This window comes from Mucilaginibacter sp. R-33 (assembly GCF_049949235.1).
In the GTDB taxonomy this organism is placed as follows: Bacteria; Bacteroidota; Bacteroidia; order Sphingobacteriales; family Sphingobacteriaceae; genus Mucilaginibacter.
Genome location: NZ_CP188089.1, coordinates 4,599,456 through 4,617,721, shown reverse-complemented (window position 1 = coordinate 4,617,721; position 18,266 = coordinate 4,599,456). Strand labels below are relative to the sequence as shown.

General features: G+C 44.6%; 12 protein-coding genes. 8 read left to right on the top strand and 4 right to left on the bottom strand.

Going from position 1 to position 18,266, the window contains the following annotated elements; genetic code table 11:
• The first annotated feature begins 591 nt into the window (after window positions 1-591).
• The 8 genes from ACP26M_RS18925 to ACP26M_RS18890 all read left to right on the top strand — a co-directional run bounded on the left by ACP26M_RS18925 (window position 592) and on the right by ACP26M_RS18890 (window position 10,805).
• Entirely contained in the window at window positions 592-1,986 is a 1,395-nt protein-coding gene (locus ACP26M_RS18925) for a TolC family protein (protein WP_426582307.1), read from the top strand.
• 7 nt (window positions 1,987-1,993) lie between these two features.
• Window positions 1,994-5,245 (top strand): efflux RND transporter permease subunit, encoded by a 3,252-nt coding sequence (locus tag ACP26M_RS18920; protein ID WP_426582305.1) that lies wholly within the window; start codon window positions 1,994-1,996, stop codon window positions 5,243-5,245.
• Between the two features lie 4 nt (window positions 5,246-5,249).
• On the top strand, window positions 5,250-6,338 hold the full coding sequence (locus tag ACP26M_RS18915; RefSeq protein ID WP_426582303.1) for an efflux RND transporter periplasmic adaptor subunit: 1,089 nt from the start codon (window positions 5,250-5,252) through the stop codon (window positions 6,336-6,338).
• A 214-nt stretch (window positions 6,339-6,552) separates the two neighbouring features.
• A complete protein-coding gene (locus ACP26M_RS18910; RefSeq protein ID WP_091172783.1) occupies window positions 6,553-6,888 on the top strand; it encodes a tRNA-binding protein in 336 nt (111 codons plus the stop codon).
• The gene (locus ACP26M_RS18905; RefSeq protein ID WP_176844544.1) at window positions 6,889-7,359 is read left to right on the top strand and encodes a nucleoside deaminase; all 471 of its coding nucleotides are present in this window, start codon (window positions 6,889-6,891) and stop codon (window positions 7,357-7,359) included.
• A 158-nt stretch (window positions 7,360-7,517) separates the two neighbouring features.
• Window positions 7,518-8,129 carry a superoxide dismutase gene (locus tag ACP26M_RS18900; RefSeq protein WP_091172779.1) on the top strand — a complete coding sequence of 204 codons (612 nt, stop codon included), beginning with the start codon at window positions 7,518-7,520 and terminating at the stop codon, window positions 8,127-8,129.
• Between the two features lie 180 nt (window positions 8,130-8,309).
• Entirely contained in the window at window positions 8,310-9,761 is a 1,452-nt protein-coding gene (locus tag ACP26M_RS18895) for an amino acid permease (protein ID WP_426582300.1), read from the top strand.
• A 12-nt stretch (window positions 9,762-9,773) separates the two neighbouring features.
• The gene (locus ACP26M_RS18890) at window positions 9,774-10,805 is read left to right on the top strand and encodes a 2Fe-2S iron-sulfur cluster-binding protein (protein ID WP_426582298.1); all 1,032 of its coding nucleotides are present in this window, start codon (window positions 9,774-9,776) and stop codon (window positions 10,803-10,805) included.
• 62 nt (window positions 10,806-10,867) lie between these two features.
• Here ACP26M_RS18890 and ACP26M_RS18885 read toward each other — a convergent pair whose 3' ends face one another.
• The 4 genes from ACP26M_RS18885 to ACP26M_RS18870 all read right to left on the bottom strand — a co-directional run bounded on the left by ACP26M_RS18885 (window position 10,868) and on the right by ACP26M_RS18870 (window position 18,201).
• On the bottom strand, window positions 10,868-12,037 hold the full coding sequence (locus ACP26M_RS18885) for a PepSY-associated TM helix domain-containing protein (RefSeq protein ID WP_426582296.1): 1,170 nt from the start codon (window positions 12,035-12,037) through the stop codon (window positions 10,868-10,870).
• Between the two features lie 3 nt (window positions 12,038-12,040).
• The gene (locus ACP26M_RS18880) at window positions 12,041-14,452 is read right to left on the bottom strand and encodes a TonB-dependent siderophore receptor (RefSeq protein ID WP_426582294.1); all 2,412 of its coding nucleotides are present in this window, start codon (window positions 14,450-14,452) and stop codon (window positions 12,041-12,043) included.
• An 85-nt stretch (window positions 14,453-14,537) separates the two neighbouring features.
• A complete protein-coding gene (locus ACP26M_RS18875; protein WP_426582292.1) occupies window positions 14,538-16,952 on the bottom strand; it encodes a TonB-dependent siderophore receptor in 2,415 nt (804 codons plus the stop codon).
• A 313-nt stretch (window positions 16,953-17,265) separates the two neighbouring features.
• On the bottom strand, window positions 17,266-18,201 hold the full coding sequence (locus tag ACP26M_RS18870; RefSeq protein ID WP_426582290.1) for a LysR substrate-binding domain-containing protein: 936 nt from the start codon (window positions 18,199-18,201) through the stop codon (window positions 17,266-17,268).
• Window positions 18,202-18,266: the final 65 nt, after the last annotated feature.

Here is an 18,266-nt window from a genome sequence, read left to right as displayed (position 1 = left end):
ATTAGGTTATTTTTTTCATTTTTGTACAGCATAAGCAATATGTTGAATAAGCGAAATACTGAATTTTTAAGATCGTTGCGGATATTATCGGTAATGGCCTTTTATTTGGTCATCGCGAGCAGTCATGTTTTTTTTCTTCCCCGCTTAACGCAGTCGGGCCGTACACGTTCAACAGGATTCAATTCGGTTTTTAAACGAAAGATGGAGAACCTGCACAGTAGCTTTAGCGAGCCAAGCTATGTTCAAAGGCCGGACAAATCAACTCTTGAGGAGAAAAAGTCTGTTACTGATTTGATCAGCACTGTTGTAGGAAGTTTTATCCTGCTGTTTTTTGCGTTGCAGCTTTGGAAATTAAATCCGAAGCAATTAATCCGAAATTTCAGGATTATATCCGGGTATCGATACTCCTATCTTTCCCTTTGCACTTTTCGCATTTGATTTGAATGATTAAAGGCGCTCTGTCTTTAGATACATCTTCGATCATTTTTTCAATTAATTATCCATCGTTTACCGGCATTTTTTGCAGTACTACTGATCTGTAGCGATCAGTGTGCGGGCATTTCCCGGTAAGCATATTCCGTACATCAAGATATGCGAATTTCAAAGAAGTTCTGCTGCCTCTTTATGGGCCTGCTAATAACAGCCTGTACTTATGCGCAGCAACAAGGTAACATACCGGTTAGCTTAAAAACGCTGCTCAACAGCGTAAACCGAAACGCACCCACATTGCTAACCGATTCAGCAGCTATAGCGGTTAGGCAAGCCCAGGCCGCTGAAACCAGGAGCAGCTGGCTCCCTAACCTGAAACTAAATTACCAGGCAGATTATGGGACCAATAACAATGTTGCAGGCCCATACTTCGGCTTTGGTATCATTCCTTCCAACTCCAGGGGGGTACGGCCGGAAAGCAATACCACCACCGTATCAGCCAACGTTGGGGTAGCCGCGCTCGACTGGGAGATTTACAATTTTGGTGCCTATGGCGCTCAAAATAAAGTAGCCAACTCTGATATTCAGGTACAGCTAAACCAGTTTGCTGATTCCAAATATCAATTGCAGGCTTATGCCATTGGCAATTACCTGCTACTAACGGAACTGGAAAACTTCCTCACCATCCAGGCGCGGAACATAAAACGCAACCAGGAGATCCGCCGGTCGGTACAGTCGCTCGCCAAAAGTGGGGTAAGGGCAGGCGTTGATACCAGCATTGCGGAAGCCGAACTGTCAAAAGCCCGTTTGAACTATATCGAACTGAACAACCAGGTGAAGCAGGTACAGTTACAGCTTTCGGCTGTCAGCGGCTTACCCTATCAGACAATAGTACCCGATACCGCTGCCGAAACAAATCTTATCAATACCGTAACCGGCCTCGACCCTTTGGTTATCGACACCACCGATCATCCATTGATCAATTATTATAAATCGGTATATCAAAACAGTTTGCAGCGCGAAACACTCATTAAAAAAAGCTACAATCCTAAAATATTATTGGAAGGCGCCGTTTGGGGCAGGGGATCAAGTGTTGATGCTAACGACCATTTTAACAGCCTCAGCAGCGGATGGGGGTTCGACAGGAATAATTACCTGGTAGGTATAGGTGTTTCCTATAACCTGTTTGATATCCGTCGCCGCCAGTTAAAATTACGGACACAACGTGCCAATACCGATTACTCCCGGAAAAAGCTGGATGAGCAAAAACAACTGCTGGCCGTCAATGCCAACCGGTCGGGCGTCGAGCTGCAAACCGCCCGCGAACGCCTGGTTGAGATCCCCAATCAGCTTAAAGCGGCTTCTGACGGGTACCGGCAAAAGCTGTCATTATACAAAAATGGGCTAACCGATATCATTGAGCTTAACGCCGCGCTCAATATCCTTTACCGCGCCGAAACTGACTATGTACAGGCCAAATATGCCTATTCAAATGCCCTGTTCCAGCAGGCCGTTACCGGCAACCAGGTAAATACTGTATTAAACCTTTTAAAATAATTTAGCTATGTCAATGGTCACATCCGCACTTAAACGGCCCATCACAACGGTGGTGGTTACCTTGAGCCTGCTCATCTTTGCAGTGCTTAGTGCTATAAAAATACCGATAGATATTTTCCCAAAATTAAACCTGCCCACCATTTATGTTATTGAATCATATGGCGGTATGTCGCCGCAGCAAATGGAGGGTTTCTTTTCAACCCGTTTGCAAGACCAGTTTCTGTATGTGAACGGCATCAAAAGCGTTACCAGTAAAAACATCCAGGGTTTAACTATGGTTAAGCTGAGTTTTTACGAGAGTACAGACATGGCCGAAGCACAGGCCCAGGTGGCTTTGCAGGTAAGCCGCGTAATGAGCTTTTTCCCGCCGGGAGCGCTGCCACCGCAGGTTGTAAGGTTTGATGCTTCATCGTTGCCTGTTGGGCAATTGGTACTATCCGCCCCCAATCGCAGCCTGAAGGATATTTATGATATGGCTGCTACTAAAGTAAGGCCGATGTTTGCTACTGTTCCCGGCTTATCGGCCCCGCCGCCGTTTGGCTCAAACGCCAGGTCCATCACCTTAAACGTTGATCCAAATAAATTAAGAAGTTACGGCTTGACGCCCGATGAGGTAGTAAGTGCGTTGGCTAAGTTCAATGTGATGTCGCCTTCGGGTAATTTAAGGTTAGGCAACACTATGTTTGTAACTACGGTTAATACGTTGATTAACCAAACAGATGAATTTGGCAATATCCCCGTAGTTACCAAAAACGGCGTTCCCATTTTGGTAAAAGATGTAGCCCGTGTTGCCGATGCTACCGATGTTACGGTTGATTATGCATTGATTAATGGCAAGCGCTCTGTTTATTTGCCGGTAGTAAAAACCGCCGATGCCAGTACCTGGAGTGTGGTACAGGCTTTGAAAAAGAAGATTCCGGAAATTCAGGGCCTTTTACCCGATGACGTTAAAATCTCGTATGAGTTTGATCAATCCATATTTGTGATAAACGCGGTAAAGAGCCTTATGACAGAAGGCGGTCTGGGCGCATTGCTCACCGGCCTGATGGTATTATTGTTTTTGCGCGACTGGCGAAGTAGTTTGATCGTGGTGATTACTATCCCGGTATCTATTTTGTTAGGTGTATTACTTTTAGGCTTATTCGGCCAAACCATCAATATCATGACATTGAGCGGGCTTGCCCTCGCCATAGGCATTTTGGTTGACCAGGCTACAGTAACCATCGAAAATATTCACCAGCACCTGGAGATGGGCAAAAGCAAAGCACAGGCTATTTATGATGCTTGCCAGGAAATCTCGTTCCCCCTATTGCTCATCCTGCTGTGTATCCTTGCAGTATTCGCGCCATCGTTTATGATGAACGGCGTGCCTAAAGCGATGTTTTTACCCCTGTCGCTATCTATTGGCTTAACGATGATCGTATCGTACATCATAGCGCAAACACTGGTGCCTATTTTATCAAACTGGCTTATCAAAGCCGAAACCTATCAGCATTATGAACATGGGAAATTGCATGCCCATGCCGGCGAAGCTTTAGACCGGCCCGAAGAAGGGCAGGTAAACCATCACCTGCAGCAGGAGCAAAACCATCCCGAAAAGAATGACCTGTTTGAACGGATAAAGATCCGTTTTATACACATCATTGAACGCTGGATGCCTAATAAAAAGCTAATAGTGCCTGTTTATCTCGTGGTTGTTTTGGGGTTGGCCGGTGTTTGCTTTGTTACTATTGGAAAAGATATGATGCCGAAGCTCAACAACGGCCAGTTTCAGATCAGGATCAAAGAGCCGGATGGCACAAGACTTGAACGTACGGAAGACGGGCTGAAACAGGTTTTGCAAATCATTGACAGCACGGTGAACCATCATGTGGCTATTACATCGGCTTATGTAGGCATTGTGCCAAGCAGCTATGGCGCCAGCAACCTTTATGTATTTAATACCGGTACACATGAAGCGGTATTACAGGTTAACCTTGATGAAGATTACCACATCAATATGGATGAGCTTAAAGATGCGCTCCGTAAAAACATAGCATCGCGCATGCCCGATCTCCGCATCACTTTTGAACCTATCGACATGACCGAAAAGATCATGAGCCAGGGTGCATCCACACCTATCGAAATAAGGGTGGCGGGTAAGGATATGGCGCAGATAGAAGGTTACTCGAACAAAGTTTTGGCCGGACTTAAAAAGATCAGCTACCTGAGGGATGTGCAGATCAGTCAGCCTTTAAAGTTTCCTGTGGTGGCAATAACGCTCGACAGGTTGAAAGCTGCTCAATTAGGCCTGGATATTAAGGATGTTGCCCGCTCGGTTACAGCAAGTACATCATCAAGCCGTTTTACCGAGAAAAACCTTTGGTTGGATGATAAATCGGCCTATACCTACCAGGTACAGGTGCAAATTCCAGAGTATGTGATGAATACCATGGATGAGTTGAAAGAGATCCCACTGGTGAAAGGCCAAAGTACACCTGTACTGGGTGATATCGCCAGCTTTAAGGTTAATTACGTTCCTGGTGAATATGACCGTACTGGCCCGCGCCGCTTCTTAACCGTGAGCGCCAATATTTACAAGAAGGATTTGGGCACTGCTACTGCCGCGGTGCAGCAGGTAATCAAATCTGTCGGAGCACCGCCTAAAGGCCTGATTGCTGAAGTTAAGGGTATGTCGAGCTTGTTGACAGAAACGCTCGACAGCTTGCAGAACGGTTTGATGTTTGCCATTTTGGTGATCTTTTTATTGCTGGCCGCTAACTACCAATCGTTTAAACTATCCCTTACAGTACTATCTACCGTACCGGCAGTAATATTGGGATCGCTAACAGCATTACTGCTTACCGGTTCAACACTTAACCTGCAAAGCTATATGGGTATGATCATGTCTACAGGGGTATCGGTGGCAAACGCCATCCTGATCGTAACCAATGCTGAAACCCTGAGACTGGATTATCAAGACTCTACAAGGGCAGCCATTACCAGTGCGTCCATCAGGTTAAGGCCAATCCTCATGACCAGTTTGGCCATGATGGCAGGTATGATCCCGATGGCATCCGGGATGGGGGAGGCCGGCGAGCAAACCGCGCCATTGGGCCGCGCGGTGATAGGCGGCTTATTTGCCTCAACATTAGCCGCGCTGTTTATACTACCGCAGGTATTTGCCTGGATACAGCAAAAAACCACTTATGATTCACCGTGCTTAATGAAGGGCGTAAATGTTAATGATCCTCAACAACTTGAAACCTCCAATAGCTAATATTATGAAACTAAAATATATTATACTGCTTAGCAGTATCAGTTTAATGGCCGCATGTGCAGGCAATCAAAAACCGGTGGACCTCACAGAAACCAAAAAATCCACCCAAAAAACAAGCGGATATGAAACCGGGAAAGTGTCGGAAAAAGCACTGTCAAGCGAAGCCCGCCTTCCGGGCCAGTTAAAGCCCTATAACGAGGTGAACCTGTTCCCGAAAGTGAACGGGTTTGTAAAAACCGTTTTTGTTGACCGTGGTACCTTGGTTAAAAAGGGACAATTACTGGTCACCTTAGAAGCGCCGGAAATGGAGTCGCAACTGCAGGCTGCGGATTCGCGGTATATGCAAGCTAAGGAAAATGCTGTTGCCAGTAAGGAAAAGTATCAGCGTTTAAAAGAGGCTGCGAAAGAGCCCGGATCAGTTTCGCCGCTTGAATTGGATAACGCTTTAGCAAAAATGAAAGCTGATGACGCAATGGCCCGTTCAGAAAGTTCGATCGTAGCATCGGTACGCACCATGCAGGATTACCTGAACATTCGTGCTCCTTTTGATGGCATGATCATTCAGCGTAACGTATCTCCGGGAGCTTTGGTGGCCCCGGGTAAAGGTACAGACCTGCCTATGCTTATTTTGCAGGATACCCGCAAGCTGCGTTTAGAGGTTTACATCCCCGAAGATTTCGTAGACAAAGTTGACTTAAAGCAGCAGGTAAAATTCACTTTTAATGCTATGCCGGGGCAGGAACAAACAGCCAAAATCAGTCGCTCGGCCAATGCTTTAGGGAGTATGCGTTCTGAAGCTATTGAAATAGACGTACAAAACCAAAATGGAATACTAAAACCGGGAATGTATGCCGAAGTAAAGATCCCGATGCTTTCGGGCGCCAAATCGTTGTTAGTGCCCAACAATGCCATCATCAGGTCAACCGAGAGGGAATATGTAATAGCCGTAAAAGACGGCAAGGCAGCATTAATTGATATAAAGGAAGGATTATCCAGACATGACTCAACCGAAGTGTTTGGAAACCTGAAGGCCAACGATATCATTCTTAAAAATGCCAGCGATGAGGTGAAGGACGGGACGAATATTAATTGACGAGTTAGAGGCAATGGCTAAGCGGTTTGGAACAACGCTTTTACATCCGGCCTCAAGGGCAGAGTTGTCGCGTTTCATTGTTATAACTCATTAGTTCATGATACATGACGCATTGATTTTGTTTACTAATGTCATATCAAACCCTTTACTTAAAATTGAGGCAAGGGTAGCTTTTGAAGAAGAGGGAGAGACATATTTTTTTACCTTTGCCCCTATGGAAACCATCACCTGGCATGATTTTGAAAAAGTAGAACTACGTGTAGGCACTGTATTGGAGGCAATTGATTTCCCCGAAGCCCGTAAGCCGGCTTTTAAGGTAAGAGTCGATTTCGGTGAGTTTGGTGTCAGGTGGTCGAGCGCACAGATCACGAAGCATTATACCAAAGAAGAGCTGGTGGGCAGGCAAATTGTAGGCGTGGTTAACTTTCCTAAAAAGCAGATCGCCAATTTCATGTCGGAGTTCCTGGTTACGGGTTTCGCCGACGAGAACGGAGACATTGTGTTAACCGCTGTTGAAAAGCCAGTGCCAAACGGCAGCAAACTTATTTAAATGAGATATATCAGTTTTGAGGACGAGGCCTCTATATCGCCCGATGAATATTTTATGGGCGAAGCGCTAAAAGAAGCCCGCTATGCATTAGAGGAAGATGAAATCCCGATAGGGGCAATTGTGGTTTACAATGGCCGCATTATAGGAAAAGGGCACAATCTTACCGAACGGCTTAACGATGTATCGGCCCATGCCGAAATGCAGGCCCTTACTGCGGCCGCTAATTTAATTGGAGGCAAATACCTGCAAGGCTGTACGCTGTACGTTACTATGGAGCCCTGTGTAATGTGTGCCGGGGCTTCATACTGGTTCCAGGTAAGTAAGATCGTTTTTGGGGCCTATGATAACAAACTCGGGTTCGGCCGCATCAACCAAAAAATAACCCATCCCAAAACAGTGATCACCGGCGGTATCCGCGAAGCTGAATGCAGCCAGCTGGTGAAAGATTTTTTTAAAAGTAAGCGGAAGTAGGGTTGATGGTTCATGGATCATAGTAATAAAAATAGCTATGAACCATCAACTATGAACTAAAAGAAAACATGACAATTATTTAGAACAAAAACTTCAATCAACGCTTATATTTGTTACGTCACAACAAACAGTAAACTTTAAAATAAACAACTAAAATTATGGCATTTACCCTACCGGCGTTATCCTACGCTACTGATGCTCTGGAACCGCACATTGATAAACTTACCATGGAAATTCACCATGGCAAACACCACCAGGCTTATGTTACCAATTTAAACAAAGCTTTGGAAGGTAAGCCTGAGGCTGAAAGCAATATCGATGATATCATTAAAAATATCTCTAAATTCCCCGCTGCTGTGCGTAACAATGGCGGTGGTCACTACAACCATACTTTGTTCTGGACCTTGTTATCACCAAACGGTGGCGGCGAGCCTACGGGCGCTTTAGCTGATGCTATCAAAAGCACTTTCGGTTCATTTGCCGATTTCAAAACCAAAGTATCTGAAGCAGGTGCAACCCGTTTTGGTTCTGGCTGGGCATGGTTAATTGTTACTGCTGATAAAAAATTAGCTGTAACTTCCACTCCTAACCAGGACAACCCATTAATGGACATCGCTGAAGTTAAAGGTACCCCAATTTTAGGTATCGACGTTTGGGAGCATGCTTACTACCTGAAATATCAAAACCGTCGTCCGGATTACTTAGCAGCTATCTGGAATGTGATCAACTGGAATCACGTTGCCGAGCTTTACGCAAAAGCAACCGCTTAATATTATTTAAGCTCATAAATTTAAAGCGGCAGGATCTGATGGTTCTGCCGCTTTTGTTTTACTTCATAACTCTTGCGCCCGTTTGTAACGAGCCCGAGAAGTTTGTTTATTTACCTTCCAATTATACACCCACGCTTAATCCCTGCAATAATCTACTAACTTTGTGGACTTTTTTATATCATGATCAAAAAGCCCATAGAAACCCTGCTCCGCGAATCGAAGGAGGAGGGGGAACATTCATTAAAACGCTCGCTTGGGCCCGTTAACCTTATTTTAATTGGGATAGGCATCATTATAGGCGCCGGTTTATTTTCGTTAACCGGTATAGCGGCGGGCCAGCATTCGGGGCCTGCGGTAACCATTTCTTTTTTAATTGCTGCTATTGGCTGTGCTTTCGCTGCCCTTTGTTATGCCGAGTTTTCGGCCATGATACCTGTTGCGGGGAGCGCTTACACCTATTCGTATGCTACCATGGGCGAGCTCTTTGCCTGGATCATAGGCTGGGACCTCGCGCTTGAATATGCCGTGGGCGCAGCAACAGTGGCCATCAGCTGGTCGCAATACCTTACTAAATTTTTATCCTGGTTTGACCTGTATTTACCTCCACAGCTTACGCTTTCGCCTTTTGAAACAGCTAAGGCTGCCAATGGCGATATTATTAACGGGATCATCAATTTGCCAGCTGCGCTCATTGTGATTTTGGTTACCAGTATCATTATCCGGGGCACAAAAGGTTCGGCATTGGTTAATGCTATTATTGTAACCTTGAAAGTGGGCGTGGTGCTGGTGTTTATTGCGGTTGGGTGGTCATTTATTAACCCGCGAAACTATCACCCCTATATTCCGCAAAATACCGGTGTTTGGGGTGATTATGGCTGGTCGGGCATATTGAGAGGGGCGGGGTTAGTGTTTTTCGTGTTTATTGGGTTTGATGCTGTATCAACCGCGGCGCAGGAGGCCAAAAACCCGCAGCGCAATATGCCCATCGGGATCATCGGCTCGCTGCTGATCTGTACAGTACTCTTTATTGTATTTGCACATGTAATGACCGGCATGGCCAACTATAAGGAATTTATAGGTTCAGGCGCACCGGTTGCCATCGCCATTGAAAAAACGCATTACCAGTGGTTGAGCAAAGCTATTGTGCTGGCTATTTTAATAGGTTATACCTCGGTAATTTTGGTCGATCTGTTAGGCCAATCACGCGTGTTTTTCTCTATGTCGAAAGATGGTTTGCTGCCGAAGGTTTTTTCAGAAGTGCATCCCAAATTTCGCACACCCTGGAAATCGAATATTATGCTTTGCGCTTTTATAGCCCTCTTTGCCGCATTTGTTCCGATACGCGTGGTTGGTGAAATGACCAGTATTGGTACCCTGCTTGCATTTGTTATGGTTTGCGCCGGTGTGCTTATTTTACGAAAGCAGCAGCCTGATATTCACCGGCCGTTTAAAACACCCTTTGTGCCATTGGTGCCGGTGCTGGGTATCCTGACCTGTTTTGCCATGATGACGTTTCTACCCGGCGATACCTGGTTGCGTTTGGTCATTTGGCTTGCAATTGGTTTGGTTATCTACTATACTTACGGCAAAAAGAACAGCGTTATCCGCAAAATGCTTGCAGATAAACAATAACGCCATCAATTGATGACCGAAGAGATTTTAAAACTAAAAGTTGAACGCATAAAATGGGAAACTCCAGATACGGCTACATTTTATTTGAGCAGTATTGATGGTAATCTTATCCCTTATACCGCAGGGCAGTTCATCACACTGATATTTAACCACAGGCAGGAAGAGATCAGGCGCTCGTATTCGTTAAGCTCGTCGCCCGATGAACAATACCCTGCAATAACTATTAAGCGCATTACCAACGGTGAAATCTCCAGGTTTATGCTCACTAAAATAAAGGAAGGCGATGAGTTAACAGCATTAGCCCCTGCCGGCCGTTTTATCATCAGTGACCATCAGCAGGAAAAGGATCTGTTTTTATTTGCGGGCGGCAGCGGCATTACCCCTATATTTTCGCAACTGAAATATATTTTAAACCGGAAGGGTAAAAGCAGGCTAACCCTCATTTATAGTAATCAAAATGCCGCTTCCATTTTATTCAAAAACGAGCTGGATAAACTGGCAGCCGAACACCCCGAAAGGTTGACGATCATTTACCTGCTTAGCAGCGAAGGTAACCGCCTCAACCCCGATAAGGTAGAAAAGCTGGTTAAGCAATACACCAGTTTTAACCTGGCAAATGCTGAGTTTTACCTTTGCGGCCCGTTTGCTTTTATGCGAATGATCCGGTTCGACCTGGTGTATATGGGGATTGATCAGGCAAAGATCCGCCGCGAAAATTTTGTGCTCGAAACAGTTGCCGTAACAAGCAGCTTTACTAACTTTCCACCTAAAAACATCAAAATAAAATACCGTGGCGAGCTACATGATATTGTGGTGGGCGAAAACCAATCCATACTTCAGGCTGCCCTGCAAAACAATATCCCTTTACCTTACAGCTGCCGGGGAGGAATATGCTCTACCTGCATGGTTAAATGCACCGGCGGCAAAGTTGAAATGGTGAAGAATGATGTACTTACCGAAGCGGATCTTGCACAAGGATGGATCTTGACCTGCACCGGGCATCCCTTGGATGATGAGGTGGTGATTGGCCCCCCAGCCCCCTAAAAGGGGGACTTATACCAGGACGCGAAAAGAATAATCAACGGAATCAGTGTAATCAAGAAAAATCAACGATCAGTTGGCAAATGTTGCCTTACTGTCCTTCTATGCACCACCGTTTTTACCTTTTTTGATTTGGATTTTTTGCGTTTGCCGAGCCAGATGATAAAGCCGGTGATTGGCAAGCTTGCACAAATCAAACTGGCCAAAAAAGCAATGATCTTACCGGGAAGGCCTAAGATTTGCCCTACGTGAATATCATAGTTCATGTTATTCATTTTCATGCCGGCACTTTTTTGCTCATGCGCGATACGGTTCAATAATTTGCCGGTGTATTTATCGAAAGAATAGCTATCACTTTTATAGTAGTGCAGGGCTTGCGCGTATGCGGTTACGCCTATGGCACCGGCTTTAGCAGCATCGTCGTAAATTAAAAACATTTCGGCATTTGGCGAGGCGGCTTTGGCTGATAAATATGCTTTATTGATAACCTGGGTAGTATCCATTTTGCCGTTCAACAACGAATCAGACTTGAAAACTACTTTTTCTTCGGGATGCGCTTTGCCAAGATTAGCAGCTATGTAAATAGCTTCACGCATCCAGTCAAATGATATTGACAGACCTGTTATAGCTAATATGATAGCTACGCTGGTGGCATAAAAGCCCAAAACATTATGCAAGTCGTAATTAACACGGCGCCAGCGGCCACCCCACTTAATAGTGAAGCTGCGTTTACGGTCGCTTTTACGTTTGGGCCACCAGAGTATTATGCCGGTGATCATCAGCACCACAAAAATTATCACCGATATGCCTACTACCAGGGTGCCGATATTAGCCGGGAGCAACAGGTACAGGTGAATATATTCAACAATAATAAAAAAGTTTGTGGTGGGGCTTTCGGTATGGGTGATCTTACCTGTATAAGGATTCAGATATACAAAAAGGAGGCCCTCTTTCTTGTCAGTTACCAAAACCCCTGCAGGGCGACCGATACCGTAATAGTAAACATAACTGGCCGTAGCGCCTTTACGGCCTTTCAGTGCTTCGGACTTAAGTATTGATGGTGCTATGTAGGGTTTAGCTTGTACCTCAACCTTACGGTAACTGTGTATCGCATCCTGGATCTCGTCCTGAAAGCAAAAGATACAGCCAGTTATACTTACTATAAATACCACCAGCCCGGATATAAATCCAAGCCAGCGATGTATAAACAACAGTGTTTTTTTAAAAGGTGTCATTCATTAAAATTTGTAGCCGATACTTAAACGTACGTTTGTTGGTGCTTCTGCCTGCCAGCTGTAAACAGTTTTGCCGTCGGTGCTCAACCCCTCATGACCGCCTGAATAAAGGTATTTGTTAAGGACGTTATTTACATTTAACGCAAAACTCATCTTCTTGATCTGGTAGGATGCGCCTGCATCTAAACGGAAGTAGTTTGGCAGATCAGAAGTGCCTGTGCCGAGGCTCCATGGCAGGCGGTCAAGCTGCCACTGATATCCGGTTGAAAAGCCCAAACCTTTTAAGCTGCCATGCTGTAAACGGTATGTTAACCAGGCATTGGTAACATGTTTTGCAAAGCCGGGAACAGGATTGCCAACATTTGCAGGGTCGGTATCTTTAGAGATCTTCGAATCGGTATACGCATAGTTAACCATCAGGCTGAGGCCGGTTATGATTTCGCCGCGGGCATCAAATTCAACACCTTTTGTTTTAGTTTGACCTAATTGCAAAACGTAATTTGCTGCAGATTCACCATGTTTGTCGGGGTCGGTTACCAACTGGTTGTTTTTAAGTATCTGGTAAGCAGATAAGGTAGTATTCCACTTTCCATCAAACCAGTCGCGTTTTAAACCGAGTTCCATGTTGTTGCCTGTAATAGGCTTAACTTTTTGGCCGCTGTATACTTTACCTGTTTGCGGCACAAAAGATTGATCATATACCGCATAAGCAGTTGTAGTGGGATCAATGTTAACACTTAACCCAAAACGGGGCGTAAATTTATGCCCTTTGGTATCGCCGGCATAAGGATCGGTTGTAGTGGCATGGGTGTAACGACCGGCTACAGTTAAACGCAATTTCTGATCAAAAAAGCCCAACTCATCCTGTACATAAAATGATTGATATTTTTCGGTATTTACAGCGTTTTTACCACGTTCGCTAAGCGGAACCGATCTATCAAACACAGGTAAAGTAACAGGGCCATTATTTGGATTGTGGATATTGAAAGGGTTTGCGGGATCAGGATCAAGCGAGCCTGATTGAAAATAATCCGGAATGTAGTACTTGTCGCCAATATCAAGGCCGCTTAGCAGGCGGTGAACAACTTTGCCTGTATTAAATTCGCCGTTTAAAAAAGCCTGGGCAAATTTGTTTTTGTTAACGGCATCCCATAAACCAAGGTTACGGTCAACATCGCCATTGCTGCTGATGCTGTTTATCCAATAGCTATACGCCGTTTGCTTATAATAAAAATAAGCACCCTGCGCGGTAACTTTCCACTTGCTGTTAAAGGTATGCTCATAAGTTAAAAACGCACTTTGGTCCTGGATGCCCGATGAAGGCGAATTTGAAGGCGCGTTAGTAAAGTTGCGCGGCAGTGTTGCATAGCCATCAGTGGAGAACAGGTACGCGGTACCAAAGGCATTCATGCGCTGGTACTGGTAGGTATACTCGGCAGTGAGGGTGTTTTTGCTGTCGAATTTGTAGCGTAATACGGGAGCGATAGCCGTACGGTTGGTAAAATCATACGGGCGCCATGATTTTGAAAGCTGGCCCATCAGGTTGAGGCGGTATTGCAGTTTACCGTTTTTAGTAAGTACGCCGTCAAAATCGGCAGTGGCACGGTAGCTGTTAAAACTGCCTGCAGTAAAACTGAATGCCCGGCTGGTAGTGCCGGTGGGCTTTTTGGTAACTACATTATAAAAGCCCGATGGGTTACCGTTGGCCAGCATGAATGCAGCTGGGCCTTTTACAAATTCAATCCTGTCAACAAATGACATATCCTCGGTTAGCGGGCCCCAGGTAGCTTCGATGTTCATACCGTTGCGGAAAGGTGCAAGCCTGTCGCCGCGGGCATTTACACGGGCATAATTGCCCCAATGCTCCTGCATGGTTAAGCCGCTCACATTGCGCGATACGCCTTCGAGCATGTTAAAGATCTGCTGATCCTTAATCTGGTCGGAAGATACCACCTGGATGTTTTGTGCCACTTCAAGTAAAGGCTCGTTTAGCCTCAGGCTGTGTGAGGGTGCATCGATCTTATATTTTTGTTTCCTGCCCGAAATTAAGACCTCACCAATCTGGTTGGCGTTTTCGCGCAGCATAAAGTTTACGGTAACGCGTTGTCCATCGGCCAGTTCAACTGCTTTTTCTTCAGGAGCCCGGCCCACAAACGTTACTTTGATGGTGTAGCTTCCCGGTTTTACCTTGTTAAAGGTAAACCTTCCGCTTTCGCTGGTAACTGTGCCGGCAGATATCCCATTACCGTTAAGGCTTACGGTTACACCGGGAACGGTTTGGCCATCGGCCGTTGTGATCGTGCCGGTTATGGTGCCGGGTTTTACCTCGGCCAGCACGGGTATATTGAAGAGCAGCAAAACTGCACATAATAAAAAAGGAGGAAGCTTACAGAAAGAGTGTATGGATTTGGACATTTTATTCAGGATTAACAGGAATGATAGGGTTGTTAACTTAAAGCAGGAACTGTAATACACTCCTGCTTTTTATTTAATGGCTGTTTTAAAATTTATAGGTTGCGCTTAATGCAAAACTTCTTAGTTTTTGAGGGTTAATGGTGGTGTAACCTATCCAGTATTTTTCATTGGTAAGGTTGTCAAGCTTAGCGCCAAACCGGTATTTATTAGTATCATAAAATGCTGATGCTCCTAATACGGTGTAAGCCGGCAGGGTAAATACCCCAATGGTCCGGCTGTTTACGATCTTATTATCGCTGGCATAGTTGCCGCCGAAACCCAGACCAAAACCTTTCACTGCACCTTGATGAAATTTGTAGCTTATCCAAAAATTTGCCAGATATGGCGATGAGGCGGTTGCTGGCCGAAGACCTTCAACGCCGGCATCGGCGCTTTTGGTAAGCTTTGAATCATTATATGAAAAACCTGCTACGATGTTAAGGCCAATTATTGGGTTGGCTATTACTTCGGCTTCAAAGCCTTTGCTGTATTGGGTTCCGTCCTGTACCGAAAGAATGGGATTTATGGTGGAAGGGCGCACGATATCTTTCACTTTGATATCATAGTAACTTACCGTACCGCTCAATTTACCATCGAAGAGATCAAGTTTTACGCCACCTTCGATTTGATTGGCTTGCTCAGGCTTAAGCGGTTGGTTGTTTTCGGTAGTACCGGTTTTGTTGTTAAAGCTGTTTTGATAATTGGCAAACAGCGATATGTGGTCTTTAACGGGTTGGTAAACCAAACCAAATTTTGGCGAAAAGGCGGTTTGCTTATATGCCCCGGATGTGGTTTGAGTCGTTGGGTCATAGTTGCCTTTGTTGTCAAACCTGTCTACGCGTAAACCTGCCGATGCTATCAGTTGATCCGTAATATTAAACACATCAGAGATATAAGCGCTGTAGGTATTCCGTTTAAACATGGAAGGGTAGGTAAAACCATAAATGCCGGTAGCATAAAGGGCGTCCATAGCCGCTTTGTTGAAATTGCGGTAGTTTTGATTGCCGGTTACAGATATAGTATCGAGCGTACTGCCAAAAAAATATTGCTGCGAGTTTTCCCTGAAGAAGTCCAGGCCGCCTACAAACCGGTTACGGAATTTACCTATTTTGAAGTCGCCGTTAAAGTTTTGCTGGATCTCGATCATGTCATCTTTACTTTTGCGGGTTGACTGATCGTTACGAGAAATAGAATCGCCTGGCAACAGGTAGTAGTAAGGGCCAAAGCCGTTCGAATAGCTATGGGTGAGGCTCAGGTTGGTACGTGTTGTCCAGGCGTCGGAGATCTTGTATTTTACTTCGCCATAAAAATTCCTGTTTTGTGAGGTTTGAGTCAGGTCATTTCCATGATAGCTTTGTTTGTAGTCGAGCTTGAGCTGATCGGCACGACTGTAACCCAGGGCATCGATGGTTTGTCCGTAAGGGAAAAAGAAAATAGATTTTCCGATATTGGTACCATATGACAATTCAGCATCGGCATTAATGGTTAACCTGTCGGAAGCCTTATAAACAATGCTTGGGTCAATAACCACATTCCGCGAAAAGCCGTTGTTTTGGAAACTGCCGTCATGATTAAAAGCGGTGTTTAAACGAAAGAGTACCTTTTTATCTTTATCGAGCGGAGTGTTAATATCGGCGCTGCCCCGGTAAAAACCAAAATTGCCGCCAGATAAACTTACTTCTCCGCCAAATGTATCATAAGGTTTCTTGGTAACACGGTTGATCAGGCCGCCATATGAGGTTAAAGAACTTCCGAATAAAGTAGCAGAGGGGCCTTTAATAATCTCAATCCTGTCGATGTTAGCCGCGTCGATGCCATTAGTTATAATCCCTGCAATGCCGTTACGCATGGTACTTTGTACAATAAAGCCCCTGCTATTATAATAAGCGCCGCCATCGCCGCCACGACCGGTAGCTTCCCACATTTTTTGGATCCCAGGGGCATTTTTTATAGCGTCATCAACAGAAAATATCAATTGTTCCTGCATCAACTGGCTGCTTATGGTATTATAAACTTGTGGGTTTTCGAGGTTGCTTAAAGGCATTTTGGCAACATCCTCGCTTCGTGAACGTTTAAATTTATTGGTTTTATTAGCATTTATATTTACTTCCTGCAAACCATGAATAGTATGATCAACCGTAATAACAGGCAACACAGTTGTTTGCCCGGCTGTTACGGTTACTGGTTTTTCCTGTCCTTTTGTGCCAACTTCAGATACTACAAGTATATAATCTCCTTGCGGGGCTTTAATTTCAAATAAGCCGTTTTCATCGGTTATGGTACCGTACCTGGTGCCTTTAAGTACTGCCGAAACGTTTTCGGCAGGCCCATTTTTTATGGTGACAATTTTACCTTTAAGGATGCCTCTGGCTTGCTGGGCAAGGGCCGGGATGGTGCCGATAAGTAGCACTATAAATGAAAGTGAAAAGATTTTTGAGAAAGATGGTTTGGGTTGATCCATTTTATTTAGACTAAATATAAATAATAGCGCAAAAGTAGTCAGGCGGGTGTTATAATGCAAATTATTTATAATAAATCTAAATAGTACACTTAATGTACCTGTTGTTCAGATGCTTGTGGATATAAGAATGGAAAATTGCTAATCCGGCAAGGGATTGCCAAAGCAATACCACCGAAATTCTTCAGAAAAAGAGTAGTTAAATTTAAGAATCATGTAAACGGGTTCCTTCTATAATCCTGAAGGCTGTCATCATCTAATGAAGACTTGCGAAGTCCCCCAAACTTCGTGAATCTGGTAGATAGATAAGCAATTACTAAATATCCATCACTTCCTTTTTCTTTTTGCTTTTCATCCGCTTTGGCACAAATTCCAGGATTTCAGCTTTTAGTGCTTCAATCATGCGGCGTTTTAAAAAGTTGCGCTGTATCACAATGCTTACCTCACGGGCAGGTTCGGGTGATTTAAAATAGCGCACCTTGTCCAGTTGCTTTTCGGTAAGCTCAGACAGAGCCAACTCGGGGAGGATGGTAGCCCCGTTATTTTGGTCGACCATGCGTTTTAGGGTTTCAACGCTGCCGGTATTGTATTCAAAATGCTGAAAGCCACGGGTTGATTTCCGTCGCTGGCAAATATTTAAAACCTGCTCGCGCATACAATGGCCTTCGTTCAGGATCCAGATCTCCTCCATATCTATATCATCCGGCACAATATTTTTCTTTTTAGAAAGTTTGCTGTTTTTGGATACATAGGCTACAAAATTTTCATAAAATACAGGGATTTCGATAAGGTTGTTTTCATGAAGCGGGGTAGAAAGAATGCCGCAGTCAAGCATACCAAGTTTTAGCTGTTGAATGATCTCTTCGGTAGTTTGTTCCCATACAATCAGTTTTACCTGCGGATATTTTTCAATAAAGCCATGGATGATTTTGGGTAATATGTAGGGTGAAACGGTAGGGATAATGCCTACCCGTAATTCGCCCGACAGTTCCTTTTGCCTGTCGGATATAATTTCCTTGATCTTTTCGCTCTCAGACAGCATTACACGGGCCTGGGTAATTATTTCAATCCCTATTTCGGTAGGCACAACGGGTTGTTTGCTTCGGTCAAAGATCTTAACGCCAAGCGTATCCTCCAGTTTTTGTACCTGCATACTTAATGTTGGTTGGGTAACAAAACATTTTTCGGCTGCCAAAACAAAGCTGCGATAAGTATCAACAGCCACAATATACTCCAGTTGTGTGATAGTCATGTAATATAGATAAATGCTATGTAAAGGTAATAAATATTGATTTTATCTATTCAAATATTTCGCAA

Bases quoted from the DNA above. Each gene is read 5' to 3' on its own strand.
- ACP26M_RS18925 (WP_426582307.1), top strand. From the start codon at position 592: ATGCGAATTTCAAAGAAGTTCTGCTGCCTCTTTATGGGCCTGCTAATA.
- ACP26M_RS18920 (WP_426582305.1), top strand. From the start codon at position 1,994: ATGTCAATGGTCACATCCGCACTTAAACGGCCCATCACAACGGTGGTG.
- ACP26M_RS18915 (WP_426582303.1), top strand. From the start codon at position 5,250: ATGAAACTAAAATATATTATACTGCTTAGCAGTATCAGTTTAATGGCC.
- ACP26M_RS18910 (WP_091172783.1), top strand. From the start codon at position 6,553: ATGGAAACCATCACCTGGCATGATTTTGAAAAAGTAGAACTACGTGTA.
- ACP26M_RS18905 (WP_176844544.1), top strand. From the start codon at position 6,889: ATGAGATATATCAGTTTTGAGGACGAGGCCTCTATATCGCCCGATGAA.
- ACP26M_RS18900 (WP_091172779.1), top strand. From the start codon at position 7,518: ATGGCATTTACCCTACCGGCGTTATCCTACGCTACTGATGCTCTGGAA.
- ACP26M_RS18895 (WP_426582300.1), top strand. From the start codon at position 8,310: ATGATCAAAAAGCCCATAGAAACCCTGCTCCGCGAATCGAAGGAGGAG.
- ACP26M_RS18890 (WP_426582298.1), top strand. From the start codon at position 9,774: ATGACCGAAGAGATTTTAAAACTAAAAGTTGAACGCATAAAATGGGAA.
- ACP26M_RS18885 (WP_426582296.1), bottom strand. From the start codon at position 12,037: ATGACACCTTTTAAAAAAACACTGTTGTTTATACATCGCTGGCTTGGA.
- ACP26M_RS18880 (WP_426582294.1), bottom strand. From the start codon at position 14,452: ATGTCCAAATCCATACACTCTTTCTGTAAGCTTCCTCCTTTTTTATTA.
- ACP26M_RS18875 (WP_426582292.1), bottom strand. From the start codon at position 16,952: ATGGATCAACCCAAACCATCTTTCTCAAAAATCTTTTCACTTTCATTT.
- ACP26M_RS18870 (WP_426582290.1), bottom strand. From the start codon at position 18,201: ATGACTATCACACAACTGGAGTATATTGTGGCTGTTGATACTTATCGC.